Origin of the sequence: Serinibacter arcticus (genome assembly GCF_003121705.1) — a bacterium.
Classification (GTDB): domain Bacteria; phylum Actinomycetota; class Actinomycetes; order Actinomycetales; family Beutenbergiaceae; genus Litorihabitans.
Window position 1 is genome coordinate 2,059,762 of sequence record NZ_PYHR01000002.1, and the last position, 19,270, is coordinate 2,079,031.

8 protein-coding genes and 1 pseudogene are annotated in these 19,270 nt (G+C 71.8%); 2 read left to right on the forward strand and 7 right to left on the reverse strand.

Annotated features, from left to right (window positions below; genetic code table 11):
* Positions 1–24 precede the first annotated feature (24 nt).
* Positions 25–480 carry a hypothetical protein gene (locus C8046_RS09450; protein WP_109229221.1) on the forward strand — a complete coding sequence of 152 codons (456 nt, stop codon included), beginning with the start codon at positions 25–27 and terminating at the stop codon, positions 478–480.
* A gap of 127 nt (positions 481–607) precedes the next feature.
* Here the strand turns inward: C8046_RS09450 and C8046_RS09455 are convergent, their stop codons facing one another.
* From C8046_RS09455 to C8046_RS09465, 4 genes and pseudogenes are all read right to left on the reverse strand, one after another.
* The gene (locus C8046_RS09455; RefSeq protein ID WP_109229222.1) at positions 608–4,702 is read right to left on the reverse strand and encodes an Ig-like domain-containing protein; all 4,095 of its coding nucleotides are present in this window, start codon (positions 4,700–4,702) and stop codon (positions 608–610) included.
* A 137-nt stretch (positions 4,703–4,839) separates the two neighbouring features.
* Positions 4,840–7,968: pseudogene (locus C8046_RS19370) on the reverse strand (Ig-like domain-containing protein); the annotation flags it as partial.
* Positions 7,965–8,804 carry a DUF7507 domain-containing protein gene (locus C8046_RS18085; RefSeq protein ID WP_146197117.1) on the reverse strand — a complete coding sequence of 280 codons (840 nt, stop codon included), beginning with the start codon at positions 8,802–8,804 and terminating at the stop codon, positions 7,965–7,967. The pseudogene C8046_RS19370 and the gene C8046_RS18085, both read right to left, overlap by 4 nt.
* A complete protein-coding gene (locus C8046_RS09465) occupies positions 8,801–9,790 on the reverse strand; it encodes a hypothetical protein (RefSeq protein ID WP_109229224.1) in 990 nt (329 codons plus the stop codon). The genes C8046_RS18085 and C8046_RS09465 overlap by 4 nt, the downstream gene beginning before the upstream one ends.
* A 566-nt stretch (positions 9,791–10,356) precedes the next feature.
* Between C8046_RS09465 and C8046_RS09470 the strand changes: the two genes are divergently transcribed.
* Positions 10,357–12,147 carry an HNH endonuclease signature motif containing protein gene (locus tag C8046_RS09470; RefSeq protein ID WP_158277185.1) on the forward strand — a complete coding sequence of 597 codons (1,791 nt, stop codon included), beginning with the start codon at positions 10,357–10,359 and terminating at the stop codon, positions 12,145–12,147.
* 102 nt (positions 12,148–12,249) lie between these two features.
* Here C8046_RS09470 and C8046_RS09475 read toward each other — a convergent pair whose 3' ends face one another.
* From C8046_RS09475 to C8046_RS09485, 3 genes are read right to left on the reverse strand one after another with little or no spacing between them, the layout of a single operon-like run.
* Positions 12,250–14,088, reverse strand: a complete 1,839-nt coding sequence (locus C8046_RS09475; RefSeq protein WP_146197118.1) for an isopeptide-forming domain-containing fimbrial protein — start codon at positions 14,086–14,088, stop codon at positions 12,250–12,252.
* Entirely contained in the window at positions 14,052–15,815 is a 1,764-nt protein-coding gene (locus C8046_RS19375) for an isopeptide-forming domain-containing fimbrial protein (RefSeq protein WP_235866451.1), read from the reverse strand. The genes C8046_RS09475 and C8046_RS19375 overlap by 37 nt, the downstream gene beginning before the upstream one ends.
* Positions 15,812–19,186 carry a DUF7507 domain-containing protein gene (locus C8046_RS09485; protein WP_158277186.1) on the reverse strand — a complete coding sequence of 1,125 codons (3,375 nt, stop codon included), beginning with the start codon at positions 19,184–19,186 and terminating at the stop codon, positions 15,812–15,814. Before C8046_RS09485 ends, C8046_RS19375 begins: the two co-directional genes overlap by 4 nt.
* Between the last annotated feature and the right edge of the window lie 84 nt (positions 19,187–19,270).

Genomic DNA, 19,270 nt, shown 5'->3' on the forward strand with positions numbered 1-19,270 from the left:
GCGCACTCGTGGCATCGTCGAGGGATGACGACACTCAACGCAGCCCGCCTCCGGACCGCCGCGCTCACCGCCGTCGGCACCACCGTCTACTACGCCGTTCCCGACCTGATCGACCGCCGCCCGGCCCGTGCCGCCGCCAAGACCGCGATCGTCGCGGGGCTCGCCGCCGTCTCGTTCGACGACTTCCGCCGGACCCGCACGGAGGAGGAGAGCGAGGGGATCGAGGTGCTGCGGGAGCAGCTGGGGCGTCGCACACCGCAGGAGCGCCTCGTCCTCGGCGGTCTCGCCGCGGCGACGGCGGGGGTCTCGACGGCGTTCCTCGTCGCGGCCGAGAAGTGGCTCTACCGGCGCGGGGAGCGTCGCGTCGCGGAGGGGAACCGCTGGGGCCACCTGCGTGGCGCCGTCGTGCTCGGGGCGCTCGCCGGAGCGCTCGCGCTGGCGCCTCCCGGCACGACGGCCGGGCCCGCCGAGGGCGCCTGACCCGAACGCCGCCCGACCCGAGCACCCCAGAACGCCGGAACGCCCCGGGGCCCGCCATCCACGTGGATGGCGGGCCCCGGGGCGTTCCGGCTGCGGGCGGGGTCTCCCCCACCCGCAGCCGTGATCGTCAGGCGATCATCCCGCTGACGTCACCGCGGCGACGGCGAGCCGTCACCATCAGCGCGCGGCCACCGAGCAGGAGCACCAGGGCCCCGGCGAGCAGCCCGAGCACCGTGGTGCCCGTGACGGGCAGCGGCGGGACCGGAGCGACGCTGATGGTCAGCGTGGCGCTGTAGACCACGCCGTTCGTGTCGCTGACGCGGTAGGTGATGCTCGCGTCGCCGCTGAAGCCGGTCGCCGGCGTGAAGGTGATCGTCCCGTCGGGGTTGACCACCCAGGTGCCGACGCCGTCCGTCGTGTGCTGCTTGACGCAGTTGTCCGTTCCCGGGACGACCACGCAGACCGTGCCCGGGTCGAGCGTCTCGCCCTGACCGGGGAAGTCGTTCTCGAGCACCGGAACGGTGACGGAGGTGTTGCCCGGCGTGGACGCCTTGTCGTCGGTCGCCGCACCCGTCGTCAGCACCTCGACGACGGCGACGGCGGTGACCCGCGTGCCGTTGGCGTCGGCGACCGAGTAGGTCACCGGCGTCGTGACGCCCGTGAACCCGTCGGCCGGCGTGAACACCAGGCGGCCGTCCACGACCGTCCAGACGCCCTGGCCCGGAACCTCGAGGCGGTCCACCAGTGCACCGGAACCGTCGACGAGCTTGAGCGACGTCGGGTCGAGCGGCACCTCGGGCGAGCCCGCGGTGTCGTTGGCCAGCACGTCGATCGTGACGGGGGCGTTGTACGGCGTGGTCGCGCGGTCGTCCGTCGCACCCGGCGTGATCGCACCGATCACCACGACCACCGTGGAGGTGGCCGGGTTGCCGTGGCTGTCGGTCACCTCGTAGGTGACCGGCGGCGTCGTGCCGACGAAGGTCGGCTCCGGCGTGAAGGTGATCGCACCGGTGACCGGGTCGATCACGTAGGTCCCGACGCCGGGGACGACGAGCGTCTTGCCGTCCTCCGAGACCTCGGCACCCTCGGGCTGACCCTCGGCCGGGAAGACGACCGAGGTCGGGTCGAGCGCGCCGGCGGTGCCGTCGGCGTTCGGACCGGCCACGTCGTTGCCGAGCGGGTCGATCACCACGGGCAGACCCTGACCGCCGGCACCGGTGTCCGGGTTGGCGATCGGGGCGGGCTGCACCGTGACCGTCACCGTGGAGGTGACGGGCGTGCCGTTGGCGTCGCTGACCTCGTACGTCACCGGGGTGGTGTCACCGACGAAGCCGGGCTCCGGGGTGAAGGTGACGCTGCCGTCGGGGTTGGCCGTCCAGACACCCTGGCCGGGGACCGTGAGCGTGAGGCCGTCCTCGGACAGCTCCGCACCCTCCGGCTGACCCTCGACCGGGAACCGCACCGACTCCGGCACCAGGGGGGCGGTGTCCGCACCCGGGGTGTCGTTGGCGATCACCGGGACGGTGACCGGCGTGAGGTACGGCGTGGCGCCGGTGTCCGGCGTCGCGACCGGGTCGATCCCCGTGACGGTGATCGTGAGCGGCGCCGTGGCGGTGTTGCCGAGGCTGTCCGTGACGGCGTACGTCACGGCCGGGGCCTCGCCGCGGAAGCCGGGCTCGGGGTCGAACGTGATCACACCCGTCTCGGGGTCGACCGTGTAGACACCGACACCCGGGACGGTGAGCTGCTTGCCGTCCTCCGAGACCTCGGCGCCCGCGGGCTGACCCTCGACCGGGAAGACGACCGAGGTCGGGTCGAGGTCGCCCGCGGAACCGTCGGCGTTCTGGCCGGGGATGTCGTTGGCGATGACGTCGACCGTCACGTTGACGTTCTGCGGCGTCGTGGCGGTGTCGGCCGAGGCGACCGGACCGGGGCGGACCGTGACCGTCACCGTGGCGGTGGCGGGCGTGCCGTTGGAGTCGCGGACCTCGTACGTCACCGGGAGGGTGACGCCGTCGAAGCCGGGCTCCGGCGTGAACGTGATGTCACCGTTCTCCTCGACCGTCCAGGTGCCCTGACCGGGCACCGTGATCGTCTTGCCGTCGTCGGAGAGCTCGGAGCCCTCCGGCTGGCCCTCGGTCGGGAAGACCGTGGACCCGGGGACGAGCGGGGCGGTGTCGGCGCCGGCCGCGTCGTTGTCGCCGACGGCGACCGTGACCGGGGTGAGATACGCCGTGTTCGCGGTGTCGTCGACGGCGATCGGGTCGATCGGCGTCACGGTCACCGTGATGGCGGCCTGGACCGGGTTGCCGAGCGAGTCCGTGACCGCGTACAGCACGGGCGTGGTCTCGCCGCGGAACGTGGGCTCCGGGTCGAACGTCACGACGCCGTCGGCGTCGATCGTGTAGACGCCCTCGCCGGGGACGGTGAGCGCCTTTCCGTCGTCCGAGACGGTCGCGCCCTCGGGCTGACCCTCCGTCGGGAAGACGACCGAGGAGGCGTCCCAGGCGCCCGGCTCGCCGTCGGCCTGCAGGCCGGGCGAGTCGTTCGTCAGGACAGGGATCGTGACGGTGACGTTCTGCGGCGTGACCGCGGTGTCGTCGGCGGCGACCGGACCGTCCTGGACCGTGACGGTCAGGGTGGCGGTGTCGGTCGTGCCGTTGGCGTCGGTGATCTGGTAGGTCACCGGTGCCGTCGTGCCCTCGAAGCCGTCGGCGGGCGTGAAGGTCACGCTGCCGTCGGGGTTGACGGCGTAGACGCCCTCACCCTCGACCGTGAGCGTCTTGCCCTCGTCGCTGACCACGGCACCGGCCGGCTGACCCTCGATCGGGAAGACCGTGAGGGCCGGGACCAGCGGGGCCGAGTCGGCGCCCGCCGCGTCGTTCAGCAGACCCGACAGGTTCACCGGGGTGTTGAACGGCGTGCTCGCGGCGTCGTCCGTCGCGACCGGGTCGATCCCGTCGACCGTGATGGTCAGCGTGGCCGAGGCGGGGTTGCCGAGGCTGTCCGTGGCCGTGTAGGTCACGGGCTGCGCCTCACCGCGGAAGGCCGGCTCGGGGTCGAACGTGATCTCGCCGTTCTCGGCCGCCGTGTAGACGCCCTCGCCCGGGACCGTGAGCTGCTTGCCACCGTCGTCGACGATCGCGCCCTCCGGCTGACCCTCGGTCGGGAACACCACCGAGGTGGGGATCCAGGTGCCGAGTGTGCCGTCGGCGTTCAGGCCGGGGGTGTCGTTGCCGAGCACCACGACCGTCACGTCGACGTTCTGCGGCGTGGTGTCGCTGTCGGGCGTCGCCACCGGGCCGGGGCGGACCGTCACCGTGGCGGGGCCGGTCGCCGTCGTCCCGTTGGTGTCGACGATCTGGTAGGTGATCGGCGTCGTCGGGCCGACGAAACCGGGCTCCGGGGTGAACGTGATCGTCCCCGAGGGGTTGACCGTCCAGGTGCCCTGACCGGGGACCGTGAGGGTCGTGCCGTCGTCGGACAGCTCGGCGCCCTCCGGCTGACCGTCGGCCGGGAAGACGGTGTCCTCCGCGACGATCGGGGCCGTGGCGGCGCCGGGCGTGTCGTTGATGGCGCCGGGCAGCGTCACGGGCGTGTTGAACGGCGTGTTCGCGACGTCCGGCACGACGACCGGGTCGATGCCCTCGACCGTGATGGTCAGCGTGGCGGTGGCCGCGTTGCCGAGGCTGTCGGTGACCGAGTAGGTCACCGGCGTCGCGACGCCGCGGAAGGCCGGCTCGGGGTCGAAGGAGATCTGACCGGCCTGGTCGCCGTCCAGCACGACCGTGTAGACGCCCTCGCCCGGGACGGTCAGCGTGCGACCGTCGTCGGAGACGGTGGCGCCCTCCGGCTGACCCTCGATCGGGAAGACCACCGAGTCCAGCAGCCAGGTGCCCGAGGACCCGTCGGCGTTCAGACCGGGGGTGTCGTTGCCCAGCACGTCGGTGACGACCGTGACGTTCTGCGGCGTCGAGTTGACGTCGGCCTCGGCAGCCGGACCGGCCTGCACCGTGACGGTGAGCTCCGCGGTGTCCGTCGTGCCGTTGGTGTCGACGATCTGGTAGATCACCGGCGTCGTCGTGCCCGTGAAGCCGGGCTCCGGCGTGAAGGTGACCGAGCCGTCGTCGGCGAGGACGTAGACGCCCTCACCCGGGACGGTGAGCGTCCTGCCCTCGTCGGAGACGACGGCGTCGGCGGGCTGACCCTCGACCGGGAACACCGTGGACTCCGGGACCAGGGGTGCGGTGTCCGCGCCCGGGGAGTCGTTCGTGGCCCCGCGAGGGTGACCGGGGTGTTGAACGGCGTGGTCGCGGCGTCCGGCGTCGCCGTCGGGTCGATGCCCTCGACCGTGATGGTCAGGAGAGCGGTGGCCGCGTTGCCGAGGCTGTCGGTGACCGAGTAGGTCACCGGCGTCGCGACGCCGCGGAAGGCCGGCTCGGGGTCGAAGGTGATCTGACCGGCCTGGTCGCCGTCCAGCACGACCGTGTAGACGCCCTCGCCCGGGACGGTCAGCGTGCGACCGTCGTCGGAGATGGTGGCGCCCTCCGGCTGACCCTCGATCGGGAAGACCACCGAGTCCAGCAGCCAGGTGCCCGAGGACCCGTCGGCGTTCAGACCGGGGGTGTCGTTGCCCAGCACGTCGGTGACGACCGTGACGTTCTGCGGCGTCGAGTTGACGTCGGCCTCGGCAGCCGGACCGGCCTGCACCGTGACGGTGAGCTCGGCCGTGGTCGGCGTGCCGTTGGTGTCGCGCACCGTGTAGGTCACGGGGGTGGTGTCACCGCTGAACGTGGCCTCGGGCGCGAAGGTGACCGTGCCGTCGTCGTTCAGGGTCCACACGCCCTCGCCGGGGACCGTGAGGGTCTTCCCGCCGTCGGCGATGGTCCAGTCCGAGTCCTCGGGCAGGTCGGCCGCCTCGAACGTGCCGCTGGCGGCGTCGATCGGGATCAGGTCGCTGCCCGGGGTGTCGTTCGCCGCGAACGGGAACGTCACCGGCGTCGCGAACGGCGTGCTCGCCGCGTCGCTGGCGGCGACCGGGACGACCGCCGTGACGACGATCGCGACCGTGGACGTGGCCGGGTTGCCGTTGTTGTCCGTGAGCTGGACCGCGACCGGGGTCGCGGGGCCGGAGAACGTCGGCTCGGGCGAGAAGGTGACCGACCCGTCGGGGTTGATCGTGTAGACGCCCTCGCCCGGGACCGTCAGGGTCTTGCCGTCGTCGGAGACCACGGCGCCGTCCGGCTGACCCTCGGTCGGGAAGACCGTGAGCTCGTCGTCGAAGGTGCCGGGGGTGCCGTCAGCGTTCGTGCCGGGGGTGGCGCCCGCCTTCGGGTCGACGGTGAGGTCGACGCCCTGGAGCGTCTCGCCCGGGACGGTGGCCGCGACCGGGCCGGGGCGCACGACGACGCTGAGCGCGCCGTCGTCCGTCGTGCCGTTGACGTCGGTGATGCGGTACGTGACCGGCGTGGTGGTGCCGGAGTAGCCGTCGACGGGCGTGAACGTCACGGTGCCGTCAGCGGCGATGACGTAGGCGCCCTCGCCGTCGACCGTGATCGTCTTGCCGTCGGCCGAGACGACCGCGCCGGCGGGCTGGCCGTCGGTCGGGAAGATCGTCGCGGCGTCGTCGATCGCCGGCGTGACGCCGCCGACCGTGCCGGGGACGTCGTTCGTCGAGCCCGGCAGGGCCACCGGGGTGTTGAACGCGGTCGGCAGCTGGTCGTCGACGGCGGTCGGGACGATCGCGAGGACCGTGACGACGACCGTGGCGGTGGCGACGTTCTCGTAGGAGTCCGTGACCGCGTAGGTGACCGGCGAGGTCGCGCCGGTGAAGGCGGCCTCGGGGTCGAACGTCACGTCGCCCGTGGTCGGGTCGATCGTGTAGACGCCCTCGCCCGGGACGGTGAGCGTCTTGCCGTCGTCGGAGACGACGGCGCCGTCGGGCTGACCGTCGGTCGGGAAGACGACGGAGCCGGCGTCCAGCGTTCCGGTGTCACAGCCGACGGGGACGTCGGTCTCACCCGGCTCGCACGCGTTGCCCTGGTCGCCGGCGACGTCGTTCGTCAGGACGGGCAGCGTGACGTTCGTGTTCTGCGGCGTCGTGGCCGAGTCCGGCGTGGCCACCGGGGCGGTGCCGACGACGACCGTGAGGTCCGCCGTCGCCGTCGTGCCGTTGGTGTCGGCGACCGAGTACTCCACCGGCGTCGTGGTGCCGGCGAAGTCGGCCTCGGGGGTGAAGGTGACGATGCCGGCGGCATCGACCGTCCACGTGCCCTCGCCGTCGACGACGAGGCTCGTGCCGCCGCCCGTCGCGGCGGGAGAGGTGAACCGGACCGTCGTCGGGTCGATCGGGGCCGAGTCGGCGCCCGCGACGTCGTCGGCAGCCGGGTCGAGCGTCACCGGCGTCGCCGCCGGCGTCTTCGCGGAGTTGTCGGTCGCCGTCGGGGTGATGGCGGTGACGGTCACCGTGATGGTGGTCGACGCGACGTTCCCCTCCTGGTCCAGGACGGTGTAGAAGACCGGGCTGGCGACGCCGGTGAAGGCGGGCTCGGGGTCGAAGCTCACCAGCTCGGTGGCCGGGTCCCAGGTGTAGACACCCTCACCCGGGACCGTGAGCGTGCGGCCGTCGTTCGAGGTCTCCGACCCGGCGGGCAGGCCGGTGGTCTGGAAGGCCACCGAGGCCGGGTCGAGCGCGCCCTCGCTGCCGTCGACCCTGAGGCCGGCCGTGTCGTCGTCGAGGATCGGGAAGCTGACGGTGACGTTCTGCGGCGTGGTGGCCGTGTCGGGGACGGCGCTCGGGCCGGGGCGCACCGTGACCTGGAGGGTCGCGGTGTCGGTCTGGCCGTTGGCGTCGGTGATCTGGTACTCCACCGTGGGGGTGGTGCCGACGTACCCGGGGGCCGGGTCGAAGCGGACCTCACCGCCGGGCTGGATCTCCCAGGTGCCCTCGGGCGTGACGAGCGACTTGCCACCGTTGGTGGCCTCGTCGGACGTGAAGACCGTCAGTCCGGGCTGGATGGCCCCGCCCGGACCCGGGACGTCGTTGGTGCTGCCCGCGAGCGTGACGGCGGTGCCGAAGACGGTGATCGTCGCGTCGTCGATCGCGACCGGGTTCACCGGGGCGACCGTGACGGTGATCGTGGACTGCGCGCGGTTGCCGGAGCCGTCCGCGAAGGAGTAGGTCACCGGGCTCGTCTCGCCGGTGAACGTGGGCTCCGGGTCGAAGCTGACGACGCCGGTGGTCGGGTTCGCCGTGTAGACGCCCTGGCCGGGGACGGTCAGCGTGCGGCCGTCGTCGGTGATCGTGGCGCCGGCGGGCTGGCCCGTCGTCGGGAAGATCACGGAGGTGACGTCCTTGGTGCCGACGCCGCCCGCGGCCGTCTGACCGGCCGTGTCGTTGTCGAGCACGGGGAGCGCGACGGTCACGTCCTGGTTGGTCGTGGCGGTGTCGGGCGCGGCGACCGGACCGGGGCGGAGCGTGGCGGTCACGTTCGCGGTGGCCGTCTGGCCGTTGCTGTCCGTGATGCGGTACTGCGCGGGGGCGTGGTGCCGACGTAGCCCGGGACCGGGGTGAAGACGGCCGTGCCGTTGGGCTGGATGTTCCAGGTGCCCTGGGCGGTGGTCAGCGTCTTGCCGCCGTTGGTGGCGCCGGGAGCGGTGAAGACCGTGAGTGCGTGGATGATCGTCCCGTTGCCGGGGGCGTCGTTGGTGCTTCCGGCGACGGTGACGTTCTGGTTGAACGCCGCGGCACCGCTGTCGTTCACGGCGGTGGGCGGCGTGGCGACGAAGGTTGCGGTGGCCGTGCCGCCGTCGGTGACGGTGACGCCCTGGCCGGTCGGCGGCGTGCCGCCCGCCGTGGCGTTGTTGACCTTGGGCGACGCCGCGAGCACGTCGGTGGCCGTGACCGTGTAGGTCGCGGAGCACGTGGCCGTGCCGTTCGGCTGCAGCGTGCCGCCGAGCGCCGGCGAGCAGGTGATGCCGGACAGGCCGGGCATCGTGTCCGCGACGGTCAGGTTGTTGAGCACCGTGTTGCCGGTGTTGCGGATCGCGAACGTGTAGGTCAGCACCGTGCCGGGGAGCGAGAACGACGTCGGCGAGACCGTCTTGGTCAGATCGATCGACGGCACGGGCAGGTCGTTGCGGAAGGTGCAGGTGATCGAGGCACCGTCCGTGCCCGTGGGGATCGTCACCGTCCCCGGGCTGCCGTTGCCGCTGGAGATCAGCGTCCCGTCCAGGGCCCGGCACTCGTACGTCGTGACGTAGTTGTTCGGGTTGGTGGTGCCGATCGGGGTCTGGACGACCTGGTAGGTCTGACCAGGGATCATGATGCCCGGCGCCGTCGTGGCGGGGGTGCCCCGGGGCCCGTGGGGCTCGTGGGGAACGGCACGGTGCCGGTCCCGCCGCCGCCGGTGTAGTCGTTGCCGCCGGCGCCGACCGTGAAACCGTCGTTCGGGTTGGCCTGACCGCTCGGGAAGGTACCGCCGACCGTCACGGTGGACGGGCCGGCGCAGGTGCCGAGGTCGGTGATGCCCGCACCCGGGAGGGAGATGTCGGTGCCGACGGTGGCGCCCGTGATCGGGTTCAGCTGGCGGATGGCCGTGCCGGTGCTGATGTACAGGTAGCCGTCGGAGGCGAACGCGATGCCGTTGGTGCCACCCGTGTTGTTTCCACGCGAGATCTCGGTCGAGGTCAAGGTGGCCGCTGGCGTGGACGGTGTCGTCGGGATCGTCCCGTTCGCGCGGTAGAGCGCGGCCTGGAACGGCGTGGCGCCATCGCCCGCGACGATGTAGAGGCGACCGGCCTCGTCGAACGCGATGTCGCCGTTCGCGCCGGGCGCGTTGTTGACGGTGACCGCCGCGACGATGCCGGGGGTCGAGGTCGTGGACGCCGGGTTGTAGACGTAGAGGTTGAGGGTGTTGCCGGTGTAGGCGCCGTAGTAGAACAGGCCGTTCAGCGGGTTGACGGCACCGACGGTGCCGGCGCCGACGCCGGACGGCTTGGCGATGACGGTGGTCTGGTCGAGCGCCGGCGTGTAGCGGACGATCGAGTTCGAGGTGCCGTGCATCGCGATCGCGCCACCGGCGCCGATGCCGATCTGGTTCGGGGTGGTTCCGGAGCCCGTGGGAAGAGCCGCATAGGGCTGGGCGGTCACGAGGGAGCGCGTGGTCAGGTCGACCTCACGGATCGTCCCCGCGCTCGAGGTGACGTAGATGGTGTTGAGGCACTTCAGGGCCGGGGCGGCAGCGGCCGGTGCGGCGGTCGTGCTCACCAGCCCTGCGGCCACGACGGCGGTGGTGGCGAGGGACGCCATCAACCGCCGGAATCGCCCCTTGCCACGTTGTCCTGCTGCTCCCTGAACGTGCCCAGCTCTCATCTACTTCTGCCCTCGTATCGATGTGGCGACCCCTGATCGCGTTCACGCTAACAACGCGTCAGAACCGTTGCAGCGCGAGTTCACGGGCTGGTTTGCCCTGGATCGGCCGTCCGCACCCCCCGGCTGCGATCCGGATTGCCCCAAACCGTGCGGAAAACGAGCCTTTCGCCGCTTCTCTGCGCGATGTGGCGCGCTTCACAGGCGACTTTTCGGGACTACCCCGGAGGCCTACCCCTTGAGACGACCCGGCCGCCGACGCGCATCGTCGTGCGTGTTCGGTGAGTTCTGCGTGAGGGGACCGTCTGGCCTCCTCGGAGGGCGAGCCCACGTCATCGCTCACCCGTCGTCGAGTGTCGGCACCACACACCCCTCACACCGCGCGGCGATCGATCGGACCCTCGGTCCGAATCCGTCGCCGCCAGATGGCGACGAACGGCTTTCACCATGCTCGAGCACTGCCTCACACCCTTGACCTCCGCCTCCCTGCTGCTAAAATCGTACACATGTTCGATGACGGAGACGGTTCGCGAGGGTCGCGGGGGAAACCCCCTGGGCGCTCTCGCGACGCCCGCCTCGGCTTCACCGGGCGAGCGCCCCACGACCTCGACGTTCCGACGATCCGTCCCGATCACCTGGGCAGCGCACTCGCCCCGTCCGCCCCCGTCGGACTTCCGCACCTCGCCGCCCTGGAGTCGCTCACCTCGCTGGCCCGGGAGGGCGGCGGCGACCTGACCGACGCCGAGGTCCTCGAGGTCGTCGCCGCCTGGTCGCGCCAGGTCGCGCACGCGGAGTCGATGGTGCGCTCCTGGGCCGCGGCCCTGTCCCGCCGGGAGTCGAACTCCCCCACGTTCGTCTACCCCGACGGCCGCCCGCTGGAGGATGCGGCCGACGAGCTCCGATTCCGTCTCGGCGTCTCGCGCCGTCGCGGCCAGCAGCTCATCGACGAGGGCCGCGCGCTCACCTCCACCCTGTGGCCCGTGCACGAGGCCCTCGACGCCGGGTGGATCGACGCGGGCAAGTCCCGGATCCTGACGGAGATGCTCGGCGAGCAGTCGGTGGAGGTCGCGATCGCGGTCTGCGACGAGGTCCTGCCCGTCGCGAGCGAGCTCGACCATGCCGCCCTCCGCCGTCGGGTCCAGGGACTCCTGATCCAGGTCGATCCCGATCGTGCGGGTGAGCGGACGGAGCGCGCCACCCGGAAGCGTCGGGTGAACGCCGTCCGCCCGCTCCCCGACGGCCAGGCCCTGTTCAGCGCCGTCCTCCCGGCGCCGGCGGCGGTGGCGCTCGCCCAGGCCTGCGAGGCCGCGGCGCGGGCCGCTCGTGCCGCCGGTGACGGACGCACCCTCGAGCAGCTGCGTGCCGACGTCCTGGCCGCCCTCGGCGCGAACGCGCTCGATGCCGGCGAGGTCGCCCTGCCGACCGGCACCGTCCGCTTCTCCGGTCGGACGGCGATCGTCAGGGTCGTCGCGACCCGTGCCGTCCAGGAAGGTCGCCCCTCCCCCGTGTCCGCCGTCAGCGTCGTGGAGCGCGACCTCTGGACCGAGCCCGAGGACGAGGGCTCCGAGTCGGGTGGGCGTCGGCGCGCCGATCTCGACCCCGGCGACGATCCATTCGTCGACCGGGAGCCCCACCTCACCCACCGACCCGGGATCGACGCCCCGGAGCTCGTCGGCTACGGCGCGATCCCGCCGGCGATGGCCAGGGAGCTGATGGACGGACCCCGCTGGCTCCGGGTGGACGAACCCGTCGCTCAGGACGAGTCCCCGCCACCACCGACCGAAGCCTACCGCCCCACCGCCGAGCTCGACACCTGGGTCCGCCTGCGCGACCAGACGTGCGTCGTTCCCGGCTGCCACGTGCCCACGGCTTCCGACGACGTCGATCACGTCATCCCGTGGCCGACGGGCCCGACGTCGGGCGAGAACCTGCACACCCTCTGCCGACGGGACCACCGGCTCAAGACGCACGGTCGCTTCCGCATCCAGCGCCTCCCCGACGGCACCACGGTCTGGCGCACGCGTCTCGGTCAGGAGCTGCGATCCGGTCCCGACGGTGTCGTCATCCGCTACCGCAACGGCGTCGCGGTGCCGCCGCGCGTCACCCACCGCCCCCGTTCGGCGCGCGTCCGTCCCGAGCGCCTCGCGCAGATGCTCTCCCACCACGAGGGTCTGCTCCGGCACGGCGAGCTGCCGCACGTGGACGACGACGCCGGCTGGGCCGGGCTCGAGGCGCTCGAGGACCGGCACGCGCGGGCGATCTTCGAGGTCGACGACCCTGGTGCGCCGCCGCTCTGAGACTCGGCCGCCCCGAGGATGTGGAACGACGTCGGCCCGCGTGACGATCATTCGTCACGCGGGCCGACGTCCTCTCGGTCTCCTCCTGTCAGCCGGGTCGGCTCACACCTCCCCGCGGCGGCGACGTCGCGCCACCAGGAGTCCGCCACCGAGCCCCGTCAGCAGGAGCGCCGCGACGGCGGCCGTCGTGATGGCGGCACCCGTGTGGGCCAGCGGCGGGGTGGGCTTGGTCGGCGTCGCCGGCGGGGTCACCGGCGGCGTGACGGGCGGCGACGGCGGCGTGACCGGAGGCGTGGGCCCCGGCGGCACCGGGTGCTCGGTCTCCACCGGCGGCGGAGTGATCGGCGGAACGCCCGGAGGCGTGGCCGAACCCGAGGCGATGTTGTTGATCAACACACCGGCCGCGTCCTCGTTCACGGTCACCGAGTAGGTGATCGTGATCGACCCACCGACCCCGAGGGAACCGCTCCACGTGAGCGTGGTGCCCTCGAGCACCAGGGCCCCGGGAGCATCGTCGCTGACCATGGAGACGGAGTCAGGGTTGAACTCCGCGTTGTTGAGCACCGCAGCCATGTCGTCGGTGATGACGACCGGATCGAGCACAGTCGCGCCCGTGTTGGTGCCGGTCACCGTGTAGGTGATCGTCTGGCCGCCCTGAACAGCAGTCCCCGAGACGGGGTCGCTGGTCTTGGTGACCTCGAAGCCGGGCACCGGGTGCTCGGTCTCCACCGTCGGCGGAGTGATCGGCGGCAGACCCGGAGGCGTGCCCTCACCCGAGGCGATGTTGTGGAGCACCGCGCCGGCGGCGTCGGCGTTCACGGTCACCGAGTAGGTGATCGTCACCGACTCACCCACGGCCAGGGAACCGTTCCAGGTGAGCGTGGTGCCCTCCAGGACCAGCTGAGCTGCCTCCTGGTCGGTGACTACGGCGACGGCGTCGGAGTTGAACACCGCGTTGTCGAGCACCGCAGACAGGTCGTCGGTGATGACGACCGGATCCAGGACCGTGGCACCCGTGTTGGTGCCCGTCACCGTGTAGGTGATGGTGTCGCCACCCAGAACCGTCGAACCCGAAACCGGGTCAGCAGTCTTGGTCAGCTCGAAACCAGGCACCGGGTGCTCGGTCTCCACCGGAGGCGGCTCGATCGGCGGCAGACCCGGAGGCGTCGCCGAACCGGAGGCGATGTTGTTGATGACCGTGCCAGCAGGCACGTCATCGCTCAGCGACACCGAGTAGGTGACCGTCACCGTCTGACCGACAGCCAGGCTGCCGGTCCAGGTCAGCGTGGTGCCCTCCAGCACCGGAGCCGGAGCAGTCTCGTCCCCGATGGTGGCCACGGCCTCGCCAATCAGGTCAGCGTTGTTCAGCACCGCAGCCAGGTCGTCGGTGATGACGACCGGGTCCAGGACCGTGGCGCCGGTGTTGGTGCCCGTGACCGTGTAGGTGATGGTGTCGCCACCCACGACCGTCGAACCCGAGACGGGGTCGGAGGTCTTGGTCAGCGTGAACCCGGGCACCGGGTGCTCGGTCTCCACCGGAGGCGGCTCGATCGGCGGCAGACCCGGAGGCGTCGCCGAACCGGAGGCCACGTTGTTCACGACCGTGCCCGCGGGCACGTCCGCGTCCAGCGTGACCGTGTAGGTGACCGTCACCGTCTGCCCAACAGCCAGGCTGCCGGTCCAGGTGAGCGTCGTGCCCGCCAGCACCGGGGCCGCGACCGTCTCGTCCCCGATCGTGGCGACGGCCTCGCCGGTGAGCTCGGCGTTGTTCAGCACCTCGGCCAGGTCGTCGGTGATGACGACCGGGTCCAGGACCGTGGCGCCGGTGTTGGTGCCCGTGACCGTGTAGGTGATCGTGTCGCCGCCGGTGACCGTGGAGCCCGAGACGGGATCGCTGGTCTTGGTCAGCGTGAAGCCCGGCACGGGGTGCTCGGTCTCCACCGGGGCGGGGTGATCGGAGGCAGACCCGGGGGCGTGGCCGAGCCCGAGGCGATGTTGTTCACGATCGTCCCTGCCGGGATGTCCGCGTCCAGCGTCACCGTGTAGGTCAGCGCGACCGACTGGCCGACAGCGAGGCTGCCGGTCCACGTGAGCGTCGATCCGTCGATGGACGGCGCAGCAGCTGCCTCACCGTTCACCGTCGCGACCGGAGCACCCGTCAGGTCAGCGTTGTTCAGCACCGCGGACAGCTCGTCCGTGATGACGACCGGCTCCAGGACCGTCGCGCCCGTGTTGGTACCGGTGACCGTGTAGGTGATCGTGTCGCCACCGGTGACCGTGGAGCCCGAGACGGGGTCGGAGGTCTTGGTGAACTCGAAGCCGGGCACCGGGTGCTCGGTCTCGACCGGGGGCGGCGTGATCGGCGGCAGACCCGGAGGCGTGCCCTCTCCCGAAGCCACGTTGTTCACGATCGTCCCGGCCGGGATGTCCGCGTCCAGCGTGACGGTGTAGGTGAGCGTCACAGCCTGGCCGGCAGCCAGACTGCCGTTCCAGGTGAGCGTCGTACCAGCCAGCACCGGAGCAGAACCGAGCGACGCCGTCGGCGCGCCCGTCAGCTCGGCGTTGTCCAGCACCGCGGCCAGGTCATCGGTGATGACGACCGGATCGAGAACCGTCGCGCCGGTGTTGGTGCCGGTCACCGAGTAGGTGATCGTGGAGCCGCCCTGGACGGCAGTGCCCGAGACCGGGTCACTGGTCTTGGTGAGGGTGAACCCGGGCACCGGGTGCTCGGTCTCCACCGGAGGCGGCTCGATCGGCGGCAGACCCGGAGGCGTCGCCGAACCGGAGGCGATGTTGTTGATGACCGTGCCAGCGGGCACGTCCGCGTCCAGCGTGACGGTGTAGGTGATCGTGACCGTCTCGCCCACGGCGAGCGATCCGTTCCACGTCATCGTCGTACCCTCGACCACCGGAGCCCCGCCGAGCGAGGCCACCGGCGCACCGGTGAGCTCGGCGTTGTTCAGCACCTCGGCCAGGTCGTCCGTGATGACGACCGGGTCCAGGACCGTGGCGCCCGTGTTGGTGCCGGTCACCGTGTAGGTGATCGTCGAACCGCCCGTGACCGACGAGCCCGAGACGGGGTCGGAGGTCTTGGTCAACTCGAAACCGGGCACGGGGTGCTCGGTCTCCACCGGCGGCGGCGTGATCGGCGGCACCGGGTTCTCCGGCGTCGTCGGCGGCTGCGCACTGCCCGAGGCGATGTTGTTGATGATCGTGCCAGCAGGCACGTCCTCGTTCAGCGTCACCGTGTAGGTCAGCGTGACCGAGGCCCCAACGGCCAGTGTGCCGTTCCAGGTGAGCGTCGTACCCGCCACGGTCGGTGCGGCTCCCGCCGAGGCGGTGGGCGTGCCCGTCAGGGCCGCGTTGTTCAGCACCTGCGCGAGGTCGTCGGTGATCACGACCGGGTCCAGGACCGTCGCGCCGGTGTTGGTACCGGTCACCGTGTAGGTGATGGTGTCGCCGCCCTGGACCGTCGTCCCCGAGACGGGGTCGGAGGTCTTGGTCAGCTCGAACCCGGGAACCAGCGGCGTCGGGTGCTCGGTGCAGAGCTGGTCGCCCGGCTCGCAGGGACCCTCCGGGGGCACACCGTCTCCCGGCACCACGACGTTGGTGAAGACGCCGTCGCTACCCTCGGGCAGCTCGTCCACCAGCGTGACGCTGTAGATCACGGTGGCGGTAGCGCCGGCAGCCAGGTCACCCGAGACGGTGAACTGGTTGCCGCCCGTGACCGGAGAGAGAGCCAGACCGAAGCCGTTGCCACCGACGAAGGTCGGCTGCCCGGTGATCGAGCCCATGTCCGGCACGTCGAGCAGGTGGTCGGTGTGGTCGACCGACACCGCCTGGCCGCCGACGTTCTGGAACGCGATCGCGTAGGTGATCGTCGAGCCCAGGGCCACTGTGGTCCCCGAGGGGGCGTCGACCCCTTCTGCACGATCAGCTCACCCGGGATCGGGTGCTCGGTGCAGGCGACCTGGCCGGGAAGGGCAGGCTCGCACGCCCCGGGCGGCTCGGTCGGGGGCACGTCGCCCTCGAGGAGCACGTTGACCAGGTTGCCGTCACCGAACGGACCCGTGGGTCCGTTCACGGTGACGGTGTAGGTCACGGTGACCGTCTGGCCGATCGCGAGGGTCCCGTCGATCGTGAAGGAGCCCGTGACGGGCTCGACGGCGGACACGTTGAGCGCACCGGCCGGCGAGGCCGTCGGAGCGGTGGTGACCGTGCCGTCGTCCAGCGCACCCAGGAGCGAGTCCAGGTGGTTGACCGCGACCGGCGTCGCGCCGGTGTTGGTGAAGGTCAGGGTGTAGTCGATCGAATCACCGGGCAGGACCTGCGTGCCCGAGACCGGGTCGGAGGACTTCGTCACCGACAGGCCGGGGACGGGGTGCTCGGTCTCCACCGGCGGCGGCGTGATCGGCGGCAGCCCCGGAGGCGTGGCCGAACCCGAGGCGACGTTGTTCACGATCGTCCCCGGAGCGACGTCGTCGTCCAGCGTCACCGTGTACGTCAGGACGACGCTGCCACCGACGGGAAGCGTGCCGTTCCAGGTCAGCGTGGTGCCAGCGACCGTCGGAGCAGCACCCGCCGAGGCGGTGGGCGTGCCCGTCAGGGTCGCGTTGTTCAGCACCTGGGCGAGGTCGTCGGTGATGACGACCGGGTCCAGCACCGTGGCACCGGTGTTGGTACCGGTCACCGTGTAGGTGATCGTCGAGCCACCCGTGACCGACGTCCCCGAGACGGGGTCCGAGGCCTTGGTCAGCTCGAAGCCGGGCACGGGGTGCTCGGTCTCCACCGGCGGCGGCGTGATCGGCGGCAGCCCCGGAGGCGTGGCCGAACCCGAGGCGACGTTGTTCACGATCGTCCCCGGAGCAACGTCGTCGTCCAGCGTCACGGTGTACGTCAGGGTGACGGCACCACCGACGGCCAGGCTGCCGTTCCACGTGAGCGTGGTTCCGGTCACCGTCGGGGCAGCCCCGACCGAGGAGGTTGGCGCGCCCGTGAGCGTCGCGTTGTCCAGCACGCCCGACAGGTCGTCCGTGATCGTCACGGGATCGAGCGCCGTCGTACCGGTGTTGGTACCGGTCACCGTGTAGGTGATCGTGTCACCACCCTGGACGGACGTGCCCGAGACCGGATCGCTCGACTTGGTCAGCGTGAAGCCGGGCACGGGGGCCGAGACCGTCGTGTTGTAGATGGTGCACAGGACCTGCACGTCACGCTGCCCCAGCACCGTGAAGCCCGGCGTCGCCGCCGAACCTGCGTCGGTCACGGCGACAGGAGCGCCCGTGCTGGCATCGGTGCAGACCGCGTTGCGAGCGGCCGCGCCCGTGCCCACCGGAACGAGCTGGTAGCCGGTCTGCTGCGTCTCGAGAACCTGGACGGTGCCCGAGGTCACGTTGTCGAACTGCAGACCGAAGTTCACGCGTCCGTCGCCGCCGGTGACCGTGGTCGCCGACGTCGGGGCGGCGATGCTGACGCCCGTGGCCGACGTGGCGGCGTTGAACTCCCAGCCAGCGGGAGCGGGGGTCGCCTGCGCGATCGTCCCACCCTGGGGAACGATCATCTTGCGGACCTGGAGGCTGCCCTGGCACCCGCTGTCCGCAAGGGCTGAGAGAACCTCGGCCGCCGCGTCGAAGTCGGCGGCCCGGAAGTAGTCCGATCCCTCGACCGTGCCGGAGACGGCGCGCAGGTTGACGCCGGTGGCGGGGGTGACGGCGGGGCCGACACCGACCGCGAGCACCCGCGCCCCGGTCGCCTTGAGCTGGTTGGCCGAGAAGATGCCGGCGTCGATGTCCTGGAAGGAGTTGAACGCGCTCGCGTTGCTGCCCGGGGCCGGCCCGAAGACCGTCGGGTTGCCGTCGGTCAGCAGGACGACGACGTCGTAGGTGTTGCCCGAGGTAGCCGCGGCAGCGAGCCCGCGGTCCCAGTTGGTGCCGCCACCCGAGGCCCAACCCGCGTACTGGGCCTTCACCGCTGCCGCCTGCGCAGCAGTCGCGACCGGGAGCAGAGCCGGGTGGTTCGACGCGCCGCCCCCGGGGCTGACGGTCGAGAACGAGAACACCGACATGCGCGACGGGGTTCCGCGGAACGCGTCGACGAAGTCGTCCATCGCGGCCTTGGCCGCGGCGATTCCCGTCGCGCCGAGCGAGCCGGACGTGTCCGTCACGATCGCGACGTCGAGACCGCACTGGGCCGACGCCGGCGGGTTCGCACGGGACTGGTTCCAGACACCGGTGGAGCGGCCGATGTTGTCCGCCTGGCCTCCCTGGGCGTTGGAGTCCTCGAGGTTCCGCATGAAACCTCGATCGGGCTCGGTCGTCAGACCCGTCGGCATCGCCGTGGTCGACAGGTAGGTCTGACCGGCGCGCAGCAACGTGTCGGTGCGGAACCGGTAGCCCCAGGAGAACTCGGGCGTCGCGGCGAAGCCACCGAGGCGAGCCGTGGGGTTGGAGTACCAGCCCGGGGGACCCGCCCCTTCCTGGACCACCCAGAACCGGGTGTCCTGCGGGACTCCGGTGGCAGAGATCGCGCCGGGCCGGATGGGCACGACGAAGCTGCAGTCACCGGCGGCGTCGGACACGCACGTCGTCCAGGTCCATGCGGGGTTGTAGCGTGCGCCTGCCGCGCCCTGGCTCGCCGTGGTGGCGCTCGGTGCCGTCGTGGCGCCACCGGGCCCCCACAGCGCGAGCGTCACACCCGCGAGTCCCTGCACCGTGCCGTTCGCGAGGCGGTCGCCGCCCACGCGCACGGAGATCACGGCCTCGTTCGCTGCCGGGATCGGCACGGCCATCGGCGCCACCGCACCCGCGTCGTCGCCGGCCCGTTCCACCCCACCGAGGGCAGGCGCGCTGCGCTCCCAGGTGACGTCACCCTCGGGAGCGAACTCCTCGGGAGCGGTCTCCTCGGTGACGGTCTCACCCGGGACCGCCTCCGCGCTCGCGCCCTCGGTGGGCGCCGTGCTCGACGACTCCGACGTCGTGCTGTCGATCAGCGGCGCCGCCGTCGACGGCACCACCAGACCCGAGATCGCCAGGAACGCCACAAGTGCTGCTGCACCTGCACCGACGAACCTCGATGGCCTCCCCCTGCGGGCGCCCCCTCGCGCCAGACCAGAACTCTGCACCTT